We start from the raw sequence: 16,467 nt of genomic DNA on the forward strand, positions 1-16,467 counted from the left end.
AAATTAAAGAGAAGTGAGGAACAAAAAAGGTTTTGAAAATGATATAGAAATCTTTAAACTTTTATTTGAAGGTATTTCTGAGGGCGTTATTGTTGTTGATAAATCCAAAAGTATTATAGAACTAAACACATCTGCATGCGAAATGTTTGGCTACACTTGTGATGAATTGGTGGGACAACATCTTGATGTACTCATTCCTTCAAAATTTCATCAGAAGCATAAAACATATACAGATCAGTATTTAAGCACACCAAAACGTCGCCAAATGGGCATAGGAAAAGAGCTTTACGGTGTGACTAAGGATGGACATGAGTTTCCGGTTGAGGTTGGTTTAAACCCGTTTAAGCTTAAAAATGAAGATTTTGTGATGTCTATGGTAACCGATATTACTATCAGAAAGGAAAATGAGGTTGTTATTGAAAGACTTAATTTAGAGCTTGAGAGAAAAATTCAGCGTCGTACCGAAGAATTAGAACAGACAATAAGGAAGTTAACTAGCCTTAATAAAGCGCTTGAAATAGAGATAAATAAGAGGAAAATTGCAGAAGCTAAAACTAAAGACGCACTTCAGAAAGAACGTGAATTAAGCGAGTTAAAAACCAAATTTTTATCTTTAGTTTCTCATGAATTTAAAACCCCTTTGAGCGGTATTTTAACATCAACTAGTTTAATAGGTAAATATCAAAAGACAGACCAGCAAGATAAGCGAGATAAGCACCTTAAAACGATTAAGAATAAAGTACATTATCTTACAGGAATCCTAAATGACTTCTTGTCAGTTGAGCGTTTAGAGACTGGCAAAGTCACTTATAATTATGAGGATTTCAGCTTGGTTAACCTTGTTAATGAAGTCATCTATGGAGCTAATATTACATTAAAAGAAGGCCAGAACCTTCACTATCCAAAAGATGTTGAGGATGTAACTTTAAAGCAAGATAAAAATGTTATAGAGTTAATTTTTTCAAATTTATTAAGTAACGCCATCAAATATTCACCTGAACACACAGATATTTACTTTAAAGTTGATACCACAGACGAGAAAATTTTAAAATTTGAGATTCAAGATCAAGGTATAGGTATTCCAGCAGAAGATCAAAAACATATTTTTCAACGTTATTTCAGAGCAGAAAATGCTTTGCTTAATCAAGGAACAGGAATCGGGCTAAATATAGTTAAAGATCACCTTGAAAATCTCAATGGAAAAATTAAATTTGAAAGCAAAGAAAATATAGGAACGATTTTTTTTATAGAAATACCAAAGAGACATGAGTAAGAAAGTGCTTTTAATTGAAGACGATCAAACTGTAAGAGAAAATACAGCCGAAATTTTGGAATTATCTGATTATGATGTCGAAACTGCAGCAGATGGAGAGATTGGTATTCAGAGTGCTATTCGATTTCAGCCGGATATTATAGTTTGTGATATTATGATGCCAAAATTAGATGGTTATGATGTTTTAAAAGCATTATCTCAACATCCAAAAACTAAGCGACTTCCTTTTATATTTCTATCTGCAAAAACCGATCGCAATGACGTCCGCAGAGGAATGAATCTTGGCGCAGATGATTATTTAACAAAGCCTTTTGAAGAAGACGATTTGATACATGCGATTGAAAGCAGAATTGCAAAAACTAAAATATTACAAGAGCGAGAAATTGAAGAAGTTGAAGACTCTAATCAACTTCAGTCTTTTGAGGCCTTGAAAGAAATTATTAAAGATTTTGAAATTCAAGTTTACGATCAAAATGAAATGATTTATGAAGCTGGACAAACAGCTAATCGTGTTTTTTTAATTGAAAGAGGTGTTGTGAAAACACATCAAATCGATCAAAACGGGAAAGAGTTAACCACAGCTCTTTTTCGAGATGATAACTTTTTTGGGCAGTTAAGCTTTACTAAAACTTCAAACTATGTTGATAATGCAACTGCTATGGAAAAAACAAAGCTTTATGAAATTTCTATAGATGATTTCAGGAAGTTTTTTAATAAAAATCCACAAGTTATGTTTGAGTTCATTGATAATCTTGGCGATTCTTTAAATGAAACAAAATCTCAACTTGTAGAGATGGCTTATAGTTCTGTCCGTAAAAAAACAGCCCAAACGGTATTGGTTTTTGCTGAGCGCTTAAAGAAAAACAAGTTGAATCAAATTCGTATTTCTAGAGCAGACCTTGCTGCTGTTGCTGGAATAGCATCGGAAAGTTTAATTAGGACTTTATCTGATTTTAAAAAAAGAGGAATCATCCAAGTTGAGGGAAGAAATATAAAAATCCTTGACTTTGAAGCTCTAAAGAATATATCCTAAACATGATTTTTATCATAAAAAGCTAACGCTTCACCAAATACATTTGCACCTAGACTTGCGTGTTATGAATGTATTAGTGTTAACCGACTTTTCTGAAATCTCCGAACATATTTTAAAATATGCTGGGACAGTTTTGCATGACCGTGAGGTATATTTTACACTTTTAAACATACAATTGCCATGTTCAAATTTTAATTGTCGTGGTGAGTGTAAAGATTTGACTGAACCTAAATTTGATAAAAACTTAAAAACAATTAAGCCTTTTCTAGATGAAAAGCATACAATTAAACCTTTGTTTTTAGAAGGTCGATATATCGAATCAATTCGAAAAACAGTTGAGTCTCATGAGATTGATTTAATTATTTTAGGGAATAGTCACTCATATCAAACTTCAAATGCATCTGAACTTGACAAGAAAACTTTTGATATTATCACAAAAATTAAATGTCACGTTTTATTGGTGTCCAAGTATAGCGAAATCAAAATTCCTGAAAAATTTGTTCTGCCAACAGATTTCTCAATATCAGTTGATCACAAATTATTCTCAATAATTAAGCAATTATATTCAGTTGAGACAAGTGAGCTTTCCGTACTTTCCTTACCTAAATCGGATAAAATGTCTGAAAGACAATCTTTGACTAAAGAACGTATCAACAGGATTGTCTCAAATTTAGATTTTGAATATATTAAAAATATTAATGCGGCTAACGATAATTTGCACACAGAGAAAATGTTTGACTCAGGCATAATTTTTGCTAGAAATCTCAGTATTTTTAATCGTATTTTTTCAAAATCTCACCAAACCGCACAGCACATAAGTGACAAACATTTGCCAATGTTGTTTTTGCATGGTTGATATCTATAAGTTTTTATATCTTTAGAAATTCAATCTGATCAATGAAGAAAAAAACAAAATACCTTTTCTCGATACTTATTATTTTAGGCGTTTATGTAGCAGCTATTATTATTGCTGAATATTTTATAGAAAAAAAAGTCAATACTGAATATGATTTAAAGTACAGCCAGTTTAATCTATCATTAACGACAAATCTGAAAGTTGAAGATTTGCATTTTGTTCAAGATGGGATTGATTTAAAAGCTGAAAGTATAAAAGTGAATCTTGGCTTATGGTCAACTTTATTTTCAGATAAAACAGTGATTAATAAAGTCGATTTACATAATGCAAAACTCAATTATACAATTCCTCAAGAAAAAAAGTCAAAGAATTCAAATTCAAAATCCTCAAAAATTGATGTCAATCATATTTACCTAGAGAAATTCAATGCTATTATCATAAAAGAAAAAGATACAATTGCCGAAATTGCAAATGCTAACTTTGAGCTTTCAGATCCGTTAAGTGAGAATTTTAATACTTCTAATATTGACTTTTTCAGCATGGACGAATTACATTTTCGTTTGGATAAAATTCAAGATTTATCTGTTTACAATTTTGATTTTGCCAAAAATGGTTTTGACATCGATTCGCTTCATATTGATTCAGATTACACAAAGGGAAATTACATAAATCAACTTTCTAAAGAAAAGGATTTGATTATGATGAAAAGTTATGGTTTACATTTTAATGATTTTTCATTTGATGTAGCCTCTAAGAAACTGAGCCAAATTGCTTTTAAAAATATCGCTATAGATTCTAGTCAAACGTTAATTTATCGTGATAAAACAATTGCTGATGATGAGTCTGTTAAAGAAACATATGGTCAAAAACTTCAAAATTTAGACTTTGATTTATCTATTGATGAATTGTCAGTTGATAATTCACAATTAACATATTCTGAAAAACTGAACCAGAAGAAAACCAGTGAGATTGTTTTTAAAGACTTATCTGTAACACTGAGAAATTTTCATAATCTCAAGGAAAAATCTGATGAGCAGATGAAACTCATTGGCTCACTTTCTTTAAGCCAAAGCTCAAAACTTGATGTTGGTATTGCGTATAATCAATTTGCCGATTTGGAAACTTTTCAATTAGATTTAAACGGAAAAAGCATCAATACAGAATCTTTAAATCAAATTATGAAACCAAGCATGAATTTCGGTCTGGGAGGTTATTTTAAAAAGATTAACGCTAAAATGGTTGCAAACAATAACGCACGAGGTACTTTTGATCTCACAGCCAAAGACCTTGAGTTAACAATATATTCGGACTCAGGCCGTGAAAAAAAAATTATGTCTTTTATGGCAAACAAACTTCTTAACAATAATATTTCTGAAGAAATAGAAATTGAAGAAGTTGAGCGCAATCCAACAAAATCCATGTGGAATTTTATTTGGAATTACATTAAATCTGGCTTGACAAAAATATTACTCTAGATTTTAAAGGTAATCACAGGTCGTTGCGCGTGGTTGACAATATTCTCAGAGAGGCTGCCATTAAAGAAATGCGAAATACCTTTACGACCGTGTGTCCCTATACCGATTAAATCAGCATTGATTTTGTTAGCATAATTTCTGATGCCTTCCTCAATAGATTTATCAGAGTAAATTTCAAAATTAAATGAGTTGGGATCAATTCCTTTTGTAAACTTTTCCAAACGTTCTTCAATAAACTGATTTGTCCTAAATGAATGAGGTGTATTGATGTAAACTAAATTTAATTTTGAATCCAAAATTCTAGCTAAATTAACTGCCTCGATAAAAGTTTTGTATTGAGATTCTTTTAAGCTAGATGAGAAAACCATTTCTTGTGTTGAAAAAATAGGAATATCATCTTTAATAACAAGGACAGGGACATCAGAATGTCTCACAACTTTTTCAGTGTTCGAGCCAATAAAAACTTCTTGTAAACCAGAAACACTACTCGATCCCATCACAATGAGTTCGCATTCATACTTATTGGTGATTTCCATAATTCCTTCAAAAGCTTGATTGAACTCAACGGTTTCGTGAACAACCAATCCGTCAAGCTCTTTTTGATATTTCTCAAAAGTTTCTGTAAACCTTTTGTGCGCTAGTTTCATAAAAAAAAGCGATTCAGGTAAATCTCCTGCAACACCTTCATTTATTGGGTCTATCAAATCTAGAGGGAGATCTAACAAGTGTAAAAGATGGATTTCACTATTGTATTTACGAGCAATTTGTGCACTGACTTTTAAAGCGTTTTGTGATTGCTCAGAAAAATCAGTTGGAACAAGAATTTTTTTCATAGCCAATATATATTTTTAATATGTGAAGAACATTAAAACTACAAATTTTTTGGAAAATTCATTTGTTTTTCTATTTAAAAAATAATTGTATCTTTGCAACAGGAAAAAAGAATGATGAGGGGACAACAGTCCCCTCTTTTTATACAGTTATGGCAATAGAAAAAGAACTTATTTTAGAATTGATTGACAAAGCTTTAGAAACTCATGATCATCTTTATGTTGTTGATTTGGAGATTCTTCCGGGAAGTCAAATTCAGTTGACCATTGATGGTGATAAGGATGTTTCCATACAAGACTGTATCAATTTAAGCCGTGCAATTGAGCATAACTTAGATCGTGAAGAGGAAGATTTTTCTTTAGATGTCGCCTCAGCTGGTGCTACTTCACCAATTAGAATTCCACGTCAATATCGAAAAAACTTAAACCGTAAGTTAGAAGTATTAACAAGTGAAGATGAAGAAATCAAGGCAGACTTGATTGAGGTAACAGATAGTTCTATAAAATTACAATGGAAACAGAGAGAACCAAAACCAGTAGGAAAAGGAAAAAGAACTGTACAGAAAGAAAAAGAACTTCTTTTTGATCAAATTAAAAAAGCAAAAGTGATGATAAATTTTAACAAAAAGTGATATGGAAAATATCGATTTAATCAACTCGTTTTCTGAGTTTAAAGACGATAAATTAATAGATAGAGTTACCTTAATGGCTATTCTTGAAGATGTGTTCAGAAACGCATTGAAAAAGAAATTTGGCGATGATGATAACTTTGATATTATTATAAATCCAGACAAAGGCGACCTTGAGATATGGAGAAACCGAGTTGTTGTTAACGATGGCGAGGTTGAAGATGAAAACAAGGAGATTTCACTTTCTGAAGCACGTAAAATTGAACCTGATTTTGAGGTAGGTGAAGATGTTTCTGAAGAAGTTAAGCTTTTTCAATTAGGAAGACGTGCAATTTTAGCATTACGTCAAAATCTGATTTCAAAAATTAATGAACACGATAGCACAAATACATATAAACACTTTAAAGATTTAATTGGCGAAATTTATTCTGCCGAAGTTCATCACGTGAGAAGACATGTTGTTATTTTACTTGATGATGAAGGTAACGAACTTGTCATTCCTAAGGAGCACCAAATTCAAGGAGACTTTTATAGAAAAGGAGACAGCGTAAGAGGTGTTATTGAGCAGGTTGAGCTTAAAGGAAACAAGCCAATTATTATTTTATCGAGAACATCACCAAAATTTTTGGAGAAATTATTTGAACAAGAAATTCCAGAGGTTTTTGATGGTTTAATCAATGTTAAAGCAGCTGTGAGAGTTCCTGGCGAAAAAGCTAAAGTTGCTGTTGATACTTATGATGACCGAATTGATCCTGTTGGCGCTTGTGTCGGTATGAAGGGTTCACGTATTCATGGTATTGTTCGTGAATTGGGGAATGAAAATATTGATGTGATCAATTACACAACAAACCCACGTTTATATATCCAACGTGCTTTAAGTCCTGCAAAAATCGTCGACATGAAAATCGACGAAGATAAAATGCACGCTGAAGTCACTTTAAAACCAGAAGAAGTTTCTAGAGCCATCGGTAGAGGCGGTCATAACATTCGTTTAGCCTGTCAGATAACAGGTTACGAAATTGAAGTCTTTAGAGATGATGTGCAAGATGAGGATGTTGAATTATCTGAATTCTCTGATGAAATTGAAAACTGGGTTATTGAAGAATTTTCAAGAATTGGCTTAGATACTGCAAAAAGTATTTTGGAGCTTGAAATTGAAGATTTGTTAAGACGTACTGATTTAGAAGAAGAGACAATTCTAAACGTAAGAAAAATTTTAGAAGAAGAGTTTGAAGAATAATAATATTAGACTCATCTTTGTTGAATATTTAAAATAGAATTATTTAGAGGCAATTTATGGCTGAAAAAAAACAAAAAAGGTTAAATAAAGTATTAAAAGAATTCAATATATCGCTAGATAGAGCGGTTGAATATTTGGGCTCTGAAGGATACGAAATTGAGGCTAGACCAACGACGAAAATTTCTCACGAAGTTTACGAGGTCTTATTTGACAAGTTTGAAACAGATAAGTCAAAGCGTGCTGCCTCTAAAGAAGCGAGTGAAGAGCGTAAGCGTGAAAAAGAAGAGATTCGAAAAGCACGTGAAAAAGAATTGCTGAAGAAGAAAGAAGAAGAAGCAAAGCGTGAATCCGAAACTAAAAAGCGTCAAGAAGAAGCTTTAAAGGAAAAGCAGCAGAAGGAAGAAAAGGAAAAAAAGGAGAAAGAGAAAGCTGCAAAAGAAGAAGCTGAAGCGAAGAAAAAAGAAGAAGAAAAGAAAAAATCTGATTCTGAATCTTCAAAATCAAAACTTTCTGGACCTAAGTATGTTGGTAAAATTGACCTTGAAGAAAAAGGTAAAAAACCAAAAAGTAAAAAGCCTAAGCAAACATCTGATTCTAAAGACAAGCCAAAGTCTGAATCTAAGCAAAAAAATCTAGAGTCTCCAAAAGCTTCTAAAGCCTCAGAAGCAAAGGAAACGAATAAAGATTCTAAAGCTGAAGAGAAAACAGAAGAAGAAGTTAAGCACGAAACGCAATACACAAAATTAAAGGGTCCTAACTTTACTGGTCAAAAAATTGATCTTGATAAATTCAAAAAGCCAGCCAAAAAGAAGGATGATAATAAAGGTTCTAAAAAACGCAAACGTAAGCGTATAAATAAACCTGGCCAACCTCAACAAAATTCTAAGTTTAAAGATAAAAAAGGAGCAGGAAAGGGTCGTAAGAAAAAATCTGTTGTTAAGGAAGAGCCTACAGAAGCTGAAGTACAAAAACAAATTAGAGAAACGCTTGAAAAACTTCAAGGGAAATCTTCTAAAGGAAAAGGTTCTAAATATAGAAAAGATAAACGTCAACAACACCGTCAGAAAACACAAGAAGAGTCTGATCAGTTAGAGAAAGACAGCAAAATCCTGAAGGTAACTGAGTTTGTTACTGTTTCAGAAGTTGCTACAATGATGGATGTGCCAGCGACTAAAGTGATTTCAGCTTGTATGTCATTGGGTATGATGGTAACCATGAATCAAAGACTAGATGCAGAAACATTAAGTGTTGTTGCTGAAGAGTTTGGTTACGAAGTTGAATTTGTTTCAGCTGAAATCGAAGATCCAATTGAAGAAGTTGAGGTTGATGATCCATCTAAAATGGTTGATCGTGCACCTATCGTTACTGTTATGGGACACGTTGATCACGGTAAAACATCTCTTCTTGATTACGTTCGTAAAGAAAATGTAATTGCAGGAGAAAGTGGAGGCATCACTCAGCACATCGGTGCATATGGTGTTGAACTTGATAATGGTCAAAAAATCGCATTTCTTGATACACCTGGTCACGAAGCCTTTACGGCAATGCGTGCAAGAGGTGCTCAAGTCACTGACGTTGCTATTATTGTAATTGCTGCTGATGATGATGTCATGCCGCAAACTAAAGAGGCAATTTCTCATGCTCAAGCAGCTGGAGTGCCAATTGTTTTTGCAATTAACAAGGTTGACTTACCAACAGCTAACGTTGAAAAAGTTAAAGAATCTTTAGCAAACATGAATTTGCTGGTTGAAGATTGGGGCGGTAAAGTACAGTCTCAAGATATCTCAGCTAAAAAAGGAACTGGTGTTAAAGAATTACTTGAAAAAGTACTTCTTGAAGCTGAAATCTTAGAATTGAAAGCTAACCCAGATCGTAACGCAAAAGGAACTGTTGTTGAAGCTTACCTTGATAAAGGTCGTGGTTATGTTTCTACAATTCTTGTTCAATCTGGAACATTAAAAGTTGGAGATTACGTTCTCGCAGGAACAACAAGTGGTAAAATAAAAGCGCTTCATGATGAGCGTGGTAATAAAGTTAATGAAGCTGGTCCTTCTACGCCTGTATCTATTCTTGGTTTAGATGGTGCGCCGCAAGCTGGTGATACTTTCCAAGTGATGAACGATGAACGTGAAGCAAAAGATATCGCTTCTAAACGTACACAGTTACAACGTGAACAGTCAGTTCGTACACAAAAGCATGTTACGCTTGATGAAATTGGGCGTCGTATTGCTTTAGGTGACTTTAAAGAATTAAATATTATTCTTAAAGCTGATGTTGATGGTTCTGTTGAAGCATTAACTGACAGTTTGCAGAAATTATCAACTGAAGAAATTCAAGTTAATATTATTCATAAAGGTGTTGGAGCAATCACGGAAAGTGATGTTTTACTTGCCTCTGCGTCAGACGCGGTCATAATCGGCTTTAATGTGAGACCTGCAGGTAATGCAAGAACACTAGCTGATAAGGAAGAAATCGATATCAGATCTTACTCAATTATCTATGATGCAATTAACGACATCAAAGATGCGATGGAAGGTATGCTTTCTCCAGAATTGAAAGAAGAAATTACAGGTACTGCTGAAGTGAGAGAAACTTTCAAAATTTCTAAAATTGGTACGATTGCAGGTTGTATGGTAACTTCTGGTAAAATTTACAGAAATTCTGGCATCAGACTTATCCGTGACGGAATTGTGATTTATACAGGAACACTAGCTTCTTTAAAACGCTTTAAAGATGATGTTAAAGAAGTTTCTAAAGGTTACGATTGTGGTATCCAAATCAAGAATTATAACGACCTGAAAAATGATGATATCATTGAAGCTTACCAAGAGGTAGAAGTCAAGAAGAAATTAAAATAAGTAAAGAATAAATTCATTAAAAAGAGCTATCTTTAAAGGTAGCTTTTTTTATTTCAAAATTTAAACGCCATCGAAAATAATCAAAAACATAAAGCCGGATTTGTCAACATAATTGGTAATCCAAATGTTGGAAAATCAACATTGATGAATGCTTTTATTGGTGAGAAATTATCAATTATCACGAATAAAGCTCAAACAACACGACACAGAATTTTAGGAATTTTAAGTGGAGACGATTTTCAAATGATTTTAAGCGATACACCTGGTATTATAAAACCAGCTTATACACTTCAAGAATCAATGATGAATTTTGTGAAGTCAGCTTTTCAAGATGCTGATGTTTTGGTTTACCTTGTTGAAGCTGGCGAGAAAGCCTTGAAGGATGAAGATTTCTTTCAAAAATTAAAAAATACTGATATTCCTATTTTATTGCTACTCAACAAAATTGATTTAAAAGATCAAGAGTTTGTTGAAGAGCAAATTTCTTATTGGCAAGAAGAATTACCTAATGCTGAAATTTATGCTATCTCAGCTCTTAATAAATTTGGTGTTGACTCAGTTTTGCATCGTTTGGTGGAATTACTGCCTGAGTCTCCAGCTTTTTATCCTAAAGACCAAATGACGGATAAACCTGAACGTTTCTTTGTGAATGAAAAAATCAGAGAGAAAATTCTGATTCACTATAAAAAAGAAATTCCTTATAGTGTAGAAGTAGAAACAGAAGAATTTATCGAGGATAAAAACATCATTCGCATACGAAGCTTAATTATGGTCGAGCGTGAATCTCAGCGCGGTATTATTATCGGTCATCAAGGTAAAGGTGTTAAACGCGTCGGAACTGAAGCAAGAAAAGATTTGGAAAAGTTTTTCGACAAGAAAATACATCTTGAACTTTATGTGAAAGTCAATAAAAACTGGCGTAATAATGCACAACAGCTCAAGCGTTTTGGTTATGACGACTAATGAACAATGATTTTATAAATTTCAAAAAGCTCTTTTGTTTGTTCTTTACCTCTTAGTCGATTTTGTCTCGCAAAAATATAAAGGCCAATCCATAATAAACTGATAGTTGCCATCAAACTATAAACAACAGCATTGCTGTTGCCTAAACTGTAATTTGTGTAAAACCACATCAGTAAAGCGATAAAAACAATGGCTAGGAAAAAATGAAAGAACATAAACATCGTCCATAAGTTTGGATCAGGGCCAAATGTCCCTTTAATAATAGGTTTTTCTTTTTCTTCCTTAATATATTCAAGATGTAATTGAGGCGAATAAAGCTTACGATGTTTTTTTGTGAATGATATCCAGACATGCTGATCTCCAGACAATTTCAATTGAAATTTATCTGAAATTTTTTGATGCGATTTTTTAACCTCTTCCTTAAAAAGAGATTGTGACATTTCTGTTTCTGTTGAAAAACGAATCTTAAGCTGCGCTTGTTCATTGAGTTTGTTAAAATCTGGATGATTGACCATTCAATTATGTTTGAATTTCTAAAAATATCTAAAAATTTGGATTTATCAAGTGAGATTCTTTTTTTTAGTCAAATTACATTTTTATAAAAATGCATTAAAAGGCATTTCTAAAAAATAAACACCTAAATTTGCAAAATATTTAAAACTGAAAAATGAGTATTGTAGCTGTTGTAGGCCGACCAAATGTCGGGAAATCTACTTTTTTTAACCGTTTAATCAAACGTCGTGAAGCCATAGTTGACGCTGTGAGTGGTGTGACGCGAGACCGTCATTACGGAAAGTCTGACTGGAACGGAAAAGAGTTCACCTTAATTGATACAGGTGGCTACGTTAAAGGAAGTGATGATATTTTTGAACACGAAATTGATAAACAAGTTGAGCTTGCTATTGATGAATCTGACGTCATTATTTTTGTGGTCGATGTGACGACTGGTATTACGCCAATGGATGATGAAGTCGCCAAGCTTTTACGAAAGCATAACAAACCCGTCTGTATTGCGGTTAACAAAGTTGACTCCAATAAAGCAAGACAAGATGCTGTTGAATTTTATAACCTCGGTCTAGGAGATTATCATTGTATTTCAGCAATTAATGGTAGTGGAACTGGTGAGCTCTTAGATGAAGTCGTTGAAAAATTGCCAGAAACCAGTGTTGATGATTTTGATGATTTACCAAAGTTTGCTGTTGTTGGTCGACCTAATGCTGGGAAATCTTCTTTTATCAATGCTTTAATTGGTGAGGAAAGATACATTGTAACTGATGTTGCAGGGACAACGCGTGATTCTATTGATACGCGTTATAATAGGTTTGGTTTCGATTTTAAACTTGTAGATACCGCTGGAATTCGTCGTAAAGCTAAAGTCAAAGAAGATCTTGAATTTTACTCAGTCATGCGTAGTGTTCGCGCCATTGAAAACTCTGATGTTTGTCTTCTCATCCTTGATGCAACGAGAGGTTTTGATAGCCAAGTTCAAAACATATTTTGGCTAGCTGAAAAGAATAGAAAGGGAGTTGTTATCCTTGTTAATAAATGGGATTTAGTTGAAAAAGAGACGAATACCATTAAAGAGTTTAAAGATTTTATTAAAGAGAAAATCTCTCCTTTTACTGATGTGCCAATCGTCTTTATTTCTGTTTTGAATAAACAACGAATCTTTAAAGCAATAGAAACAGCTGTAGAGGTTTATAAAGCAAGAAGTAAACGTGTTAAAACACGAGAATTGAACGATGTTTTACTACCGATTATTCAGAATAATCCACCGCCTGCTTTTAAAGGGAAATATGTGAAAATTAAGTTTATCACGCAGTTGCCAACACCGCAACCGCAATTTGCTTTTTTCTGTAACTTACCTCAGTATGTGAAGGATCCTTATAAACGTTTCTTAGAAAATAAATTACGAGAACATTTTGATTTTAATGGCGTACCGATTTCGGTCTATATGCGTAAGAAATAAAATCAAACGATTATTAAATAAAAGAGCTGCAATTTATAAAAAATTGCAGCTCTTTTTTTGCTTTTAATCAACTTAGGATTTACCAGCTTCCACTAGCACCTCCGCCGCCAAAACCGCCTCCGCCGAAGCCGCCACTAAAGCCACCTCCGCCAAAACCGCCGCCTGATGATCCGCCGAAGCTTCCTCCACCAAAGCCACCAGATCTTCCTAAACTGCTTAATACAAGAATATCAAATAAGTCTGGTCCGCCTCTACGAGTTCCTGAACCACCGCCAGAACCACCATTCTTGCCACGACTTTTGATAATGATAATGACAATTAATATGATAAATGGAAATATCAAAAATGACCAACGTACGTCACCAGATTCTGCTTGATGCGCTTGTGCATCAAACTTTCCATTTAAAAGTTGGATGATGGCATCCGTTCCTTTATCTAAACCTTCATAATAATTTGCTTTCCTGAATTCAGGTAATATGATCTGATTGATAATTGCTGATGAATTCATGTCGGTTAAAAAAGGCTCAAGACCATATCCATTTTGAATACTGATCTGCTGATCCCTTTTGGACATCAAAATAATCATGCCGTTATCTTTACCTTCCTGACCAATTTTCCATTTGTGAGCCCATTCAGCTGCTAATAAATTGATTTCTTCACCCTTTAGACTATTAACACTTACAAATACAATTTGCGTAGATGTGCTGTCAGCGTAAGTTTCAAGTTTTTTGCGAAGTTGCATCACTTGAGCTTCTTTCATGATTTCAGCGTAATCGTAAACAGCTTTTTGTTTATTAGGAACTTCAGGAATGTCGTACTGCGCAAATCCTGAAAAACTAATCAGTAAAAATAAAAGGCTTAAAAAGTATGTCTTTAAACTAATTCTCATAAATTTTATTTTGAAATATCGTCTGATAATTCGTTGATGTCGTCAGATTGATAAGGGAAATGTTTTTTAAGTTCTTCGCCTGCTTTAATAATGCCTTCAACTAGACCTTGCTTGTATTTTTCTTGTTTAAAATGAGAAATAACGATGTCTTTTGTTGTGTCCCAAAAATTGTTTTCAACAGCATCGTTGATTCCTTTATCTCCACAAATAACGAACTGATGATCTTCTAAAGCGACGTAAAATAAAACACCATTTTGAAGTTCTGTCTTATGCATTTCTAATTTTTCAAAGATTTGTAAAGCACGATCAAAAGCATCATCTTCAGGACACTTGTTTTCTAAATGTACTCTTATTTCTCCTGAAGTGTTTTTTTCAGCTTGTTTGATTGCATCGATAATTTCTTTCTCGTCTTGAGTTGAAATGTATTGAGTGATGTCTGGCATGTATTTATTATTTATCGAAATTAAATTCTACTTCTGTGGCATTTTCTGAACCTTCATCTGCTTGATATCTCGTCATTTCTTCAAAGTCAAACCAACCTGCAAATATGCTATTCGGGAAAACTTTAATGTGCTTATTATAGGTCCCTACATTCTCATTGAAACGATTTCTAGCGATATTGATTCTGTTTTCAGTCCCTTCTAATTGATTCTGTAAATTCAAGAAATTCTGATTAGATTTTAAGTCAGGGTAACGCTCAACACTAACTAATAACCTTGATAAAGCTGAAGTTAAACCGCCTTGAGCTTGGCTAAATTCTTGTATTTGTTGCGCATTTAAATTCCCTGCATCAACATTGACCGATGTTGCTTTTGCTCTGGCTTCAATAACTTCTGTTAAAGTGTTGCGTTCAAAATCTGCTGATCCTTGAACTGTTTTAACAAGGTTGCCAATAAGGTCATTTCTACGTTGGTAAGAGCTTTCTACATTGCTCCAACTTGTTTTCGCATCTTCTTGCAAGGTGACAGCTGTATTGTTAAAGCCTTTGACCCAACTGTACATGCCGAATCCGACAATAACAATGATAATCAGTGGTATAAGCCATTTTTTCATGAGTGTTTTTGTTTTAGAGATTGTTTTTGATTGTGATTAATTCTTCTTTAATATTTTTTAATTTTCTAATGATTTCAAACTTAGAAAGTGTATCACTTTTGGTTTCTCTTAAATGTGTTTTCGCACCTTCAAGTGTAAAACCACGTTCTTTTACTAAATGATATATCAGTTCTAATTTCTTAATGTCTTCTTGAGAAAACTTTCTATTTCCTTTAGCGTTTTTCTTGGGTTTGATTTCATCAAATTCTTTTTCCCAAAACCGAATTAATGAAGTGTTGACATCAAAAGCTTCAGCAACTTCGCCTATTGAGTAATAAAGTTTATGTTGTAAACCTGTTTTCATTAATCCAATGATTGATTTTCAAGTGAAGACAAGTTAAACATAATATCATATTCTTCAGGCGTTAAATCGGCATGATAAAAGTTAATCGGATTCATCACGCGACCATCTTTATGAACTTCATAATGCAAGTGAGGACCAGTGGAAACGCCTGTACTTCCCACGTAACCAATAATGTCACCACGCTTAACTTTTTGGCCTTTTTTAACGTTAAACTTGTTCATGTGTGCGTAATAGGTTTCATAACCAAAACCATGGTCTAAAATGACAAGGTTCCCATATCCAGGTGTTAATCTAACCTTTTTCACAACAGCATTCCCAGTTGCATAAATTTCAGTTCCACGCGGTGCAGAAAAATCCATACCGTTATGCATTCTTCGATATTTATAGATTGGATGTACACGCATACCATAACCAGAAGCTGTTCTTTTAAGATCCTTGTTATTTATTGGTTGAATAGCAGGAATCGATGCTAAAAGTTCTTCTTTGTTTTTTGCTAATTTGGCAATATCATCTAAGGATTCAGATTGAATTGAAATGCGTTTAGATAGAATATCAATTTTTCGTGTTGTTGATTTAATCAACTCAGAATTTTGGTAACCTTCTAGCATTTCATAACGGTTAACACCACCGAAACCAGATTGTCTTTGTTCTTCTGAAATCGGATTAGACTCAAAATATACACGATAAATTTTATTGTCTCTTTCTTCTATGTTTTCTAAAACACCAACTAAGTTTCCAACTCTTTTATTTAAAATGTCATATTGAAGTTGCATATTCGTCAACTCACGTTTATATTTTCGCTCTTTAGGTGTTTCAATACCTGGAATGTTTAAATAGAGCAGAAGCAACAAAGCGCTGGTTCCCAGAATACCAACTGAAAAAGCTAAAATAATAGCGATTTTTCGACTTCTCTTGCGTTCAATTTTTCTGTACGAAAGAGTTTCGCTATCATAATAATATTTTACTTTACGCATCCCTTAAATTTAGTACTTTTGCACAAAAGTGTACAAAAATAAACATTGCATTGTACAAATATAAGTTAAAACATCACTAAGT

The 16,467-nt window shown here is 33.4% G+C and carries 16 protein-coding genes; 9 read left to right on the forward strand and 7 right to left on the reverse strand.

Features of this window, described 5'->3' with window-relative positions; all coding sequences use genetic code 11:
* Positions 1-13: 13 nt before the first annotated feature.
* The 4 genes from BLV84_RS07165 to BLV84_RS07180 all read left to right on the forward strand — a co-directional run bounded on the left by BLV84_RS07165 (position 14) and on the right by BLV84_RS07180 (position 4,637).
* The gene (locus BLV84_RS07165; protein WP_093243685.1) at positions 14-1,273 is read left to right on the forward strand and encodes a PAS domain-containing sensor histidine kinase; all 1,260 of its coding nucleotides are present in this window, start codon (positions 14-16) and stop codon (positions 1,271-1,273) included.
* A complete protein-coding gene (locus BLV84_RS07170) occupies positions 1,266-2,306 on the forward strand; it encodes a response regulator (protein WP_093243688.1) in 1,041 nt (346 codons plus the stop codon). The genes BLV84_RS07165 and BLV84_RS07170 overlap by 8 nt, the downstream gene beginning before the upstream one ends.
* A 64-nt stretch (positions 2,307-2,370) precedes the next feature.
* Positions 2,371-3,162, forward strand: coding sequence for a universal stress protein (locus tag BLV84_RS07175; RefSeq protein WP_093243693.1), 792 nt, complete (start codon positions 2,371-2,373; stop codon positions 3,160-3,162).
* A 41-nt stretch (positions 3,163-3,203) separates the two neighbouring features.
* Positions 3,204-4,637: a hypothetical protein gene (locus tag BLV84_RS07180; protein WP_093243698.1), complete on the forward strand. Its 1,434-nt coding sequence runs from the start codon at positions 3,204-3,206 to the stop codon at positions 4,635-4,637.
* Here the strand turns inward: BLV84_RS07180 and BLV84_RS07185 are convergent.
* Entirely contained in the window at positions 4,634-5,470 is an 837-nt protein-coding gene (locus tag BLV84_RS07185) for a universal stress protein (RefSeq protein ID WP_093243702.1), read from the reverse strand. The genes BLV84_RS07180 and BLV84_RS07185 overlap by 4 nt on opposite strands.
* A 149-nt stretch (positions 5,471-5,619) precedes the next feature.
* Here BLV84_RS07185 and rimP point away from each other — a divergent pair, with 149 nt between their 5' ends.
* From rimP to era, 4 genes are all read left to right on the forward strand, one after another.
* Positions 5,620-6,099, forward strand: coding sequence for a ribosome assembly cofactor RimP (gene rimP / locus BLV84_RS07190; RefSeq protein ID WP_093244195.1), 480 nt, complete (start codon positions 5,620-5,622; stop codon positions 6,097-6,099).
* A 1-nt stretch (position 6,100) separates the two neighbouring features.
* On the forward strand, positions 6,101-7,336 hold the full coding sequence (gene nusA, locus BLV84_RS07195) for a transcription termination factor NusA (RefSeq protein ID WP_093243707.1): 1,236 nt from the start codon (positions 6,101-6,103) through the stop codon (positions 7,334-7,336).
* A 56-nt stretch (positions 7,337-7,392) separates the two neighbouring features.
* Positions 7,393-10,194 (forward strand): translation initiation factor IF-2, encoded by a 2,802-nt coding sequence (gene infB, locus BLV84_RS07200; RefSeq protein WP_093243712.1) that lies wholly within the window; start codon positions 7,393-7,395, stop codon positions 10,192-10,194.
* A gap of 69 nt (positions 10,195-10,263) precedes the next feature.
* Positions 10,264-11,157: a GTPase Era gene (gene era / locus BLV84_RS07205; RefSeq protein ID WP_093243716.1), complete on the forward strand. Its 894-nt coding sequence runs from the start codon at positions 10,264-10,266 to the stop codon at positions 11,155-11,157.
* Here era and BLV84_RS07210 read toward each other — a convergent pair.
* Complete coding sequence (locus BLV84_RS07210; RefSeq protein WP_093243721.1) at positions 11,154-11,672, reverse strand: hypothetical protein; 519 nt, start codon at positions 11,670-11,672, stop codon at positions 11,154-11,156. The two genes, era and BLV84_RS07210, sit on opposite strands and share 4 nt — an antisense overlap.
* A gap of 152 nt (positions 11,673-11,824) precedes the next feature.
* Here BLV84_RS07210 and der point away from each other — a divergent pair, with 152 nt between their 5' ends.
* On the forward strand, positions 11,825-13,126 hold the full coding sequence (gene der, locus BLV84_RS07215; protein WP_093243724.1) for a ribosome biogenesis GTPase Der: 1,302 nt from the start codon (positions 11,825-11,827) through the stop codon (positions 13,124-13,126).
* 79 nt (positions 13,127-13,205) lie between these two features.
* On the opposite strand, the gene BLV84_RS07220 is transcribed toward der, so the two are convergent.
* From BLV84_RS07220 to BLV84_RS07240, 5 genes are read right to left on the reverse strand one after another with little or no spacing between them, the layout of a single operon-like run.
* Positions 13,206-14,015 (reverse strand): TPM domain-containing protein, encoded by an 810-nt coding sequence (locus BLV84_RS07220; RefSeq protein WP_093243729.1) that lies wholly within the window; start codon positions 14,013-14,015, stop codon positions 13,206-13,208.
* A 5-nt stretch (positions 14,016-14,020) separates the two neighbouring features.
* A complete protein-coding gene (locus BLV84_RS07225) occupies positions 14,021-14,458 on the reverse strand; it encodes a TPM domain-containing protein (protein ID WP_093243731.1) in 438 nt (145 codons plus the stop codon).
* Between the two features lie 7 nt (positions 14,459-14,465).
* The gene (locus tag BLV84_RS07230) at positions 14,466-15,068 is read right to left on the reverse strand and encodes a LemA family protein (RefSeq protein ID WP_093243736.1); all 603 of its coding nucleotides are present in this window, start codon (positions 15,066-15,068) and stop codon (positions 14,466-14,468) included.
* Positions 15,069-15,081: 13 nt separating this feature from the next.
* Entirely contained in the window at positions 15,082-15,411 is a 330-nt protein-coding gene (locus BLV84_RS07235) for a MerR family transcriptional regulator (RefSeq protein ID WP_093243740.1), read from the reverse strand.
* On the reverse strand, positions 15,411-16,385 hold the full coding sequence (locus tag BLV84_RS07240) for a M23 family metallopeptidase (protein WP_093243745.1): 975 nt from the start codon (positions 16,383-16,385) through the stop codon (positions 15,411-15,413). Before BLV84_RS07240 ends, BLV84_RS07235 begins: the two co-directional genes overlap by 1 nt.
* Between the last annotated feature and the right edge of the window lie 82 nt (positions 16,386-16,467).

The sequence above is a fragment of the Psychroflexus halocasei genome, from assembly GCF_900107595.1.
GTDB lineage: Bacteria > Bacteroidota > Bacteroidia > Flavobacteriales > Flavobacteriaceae > Psychroflexus > Psychroflexus halocasei.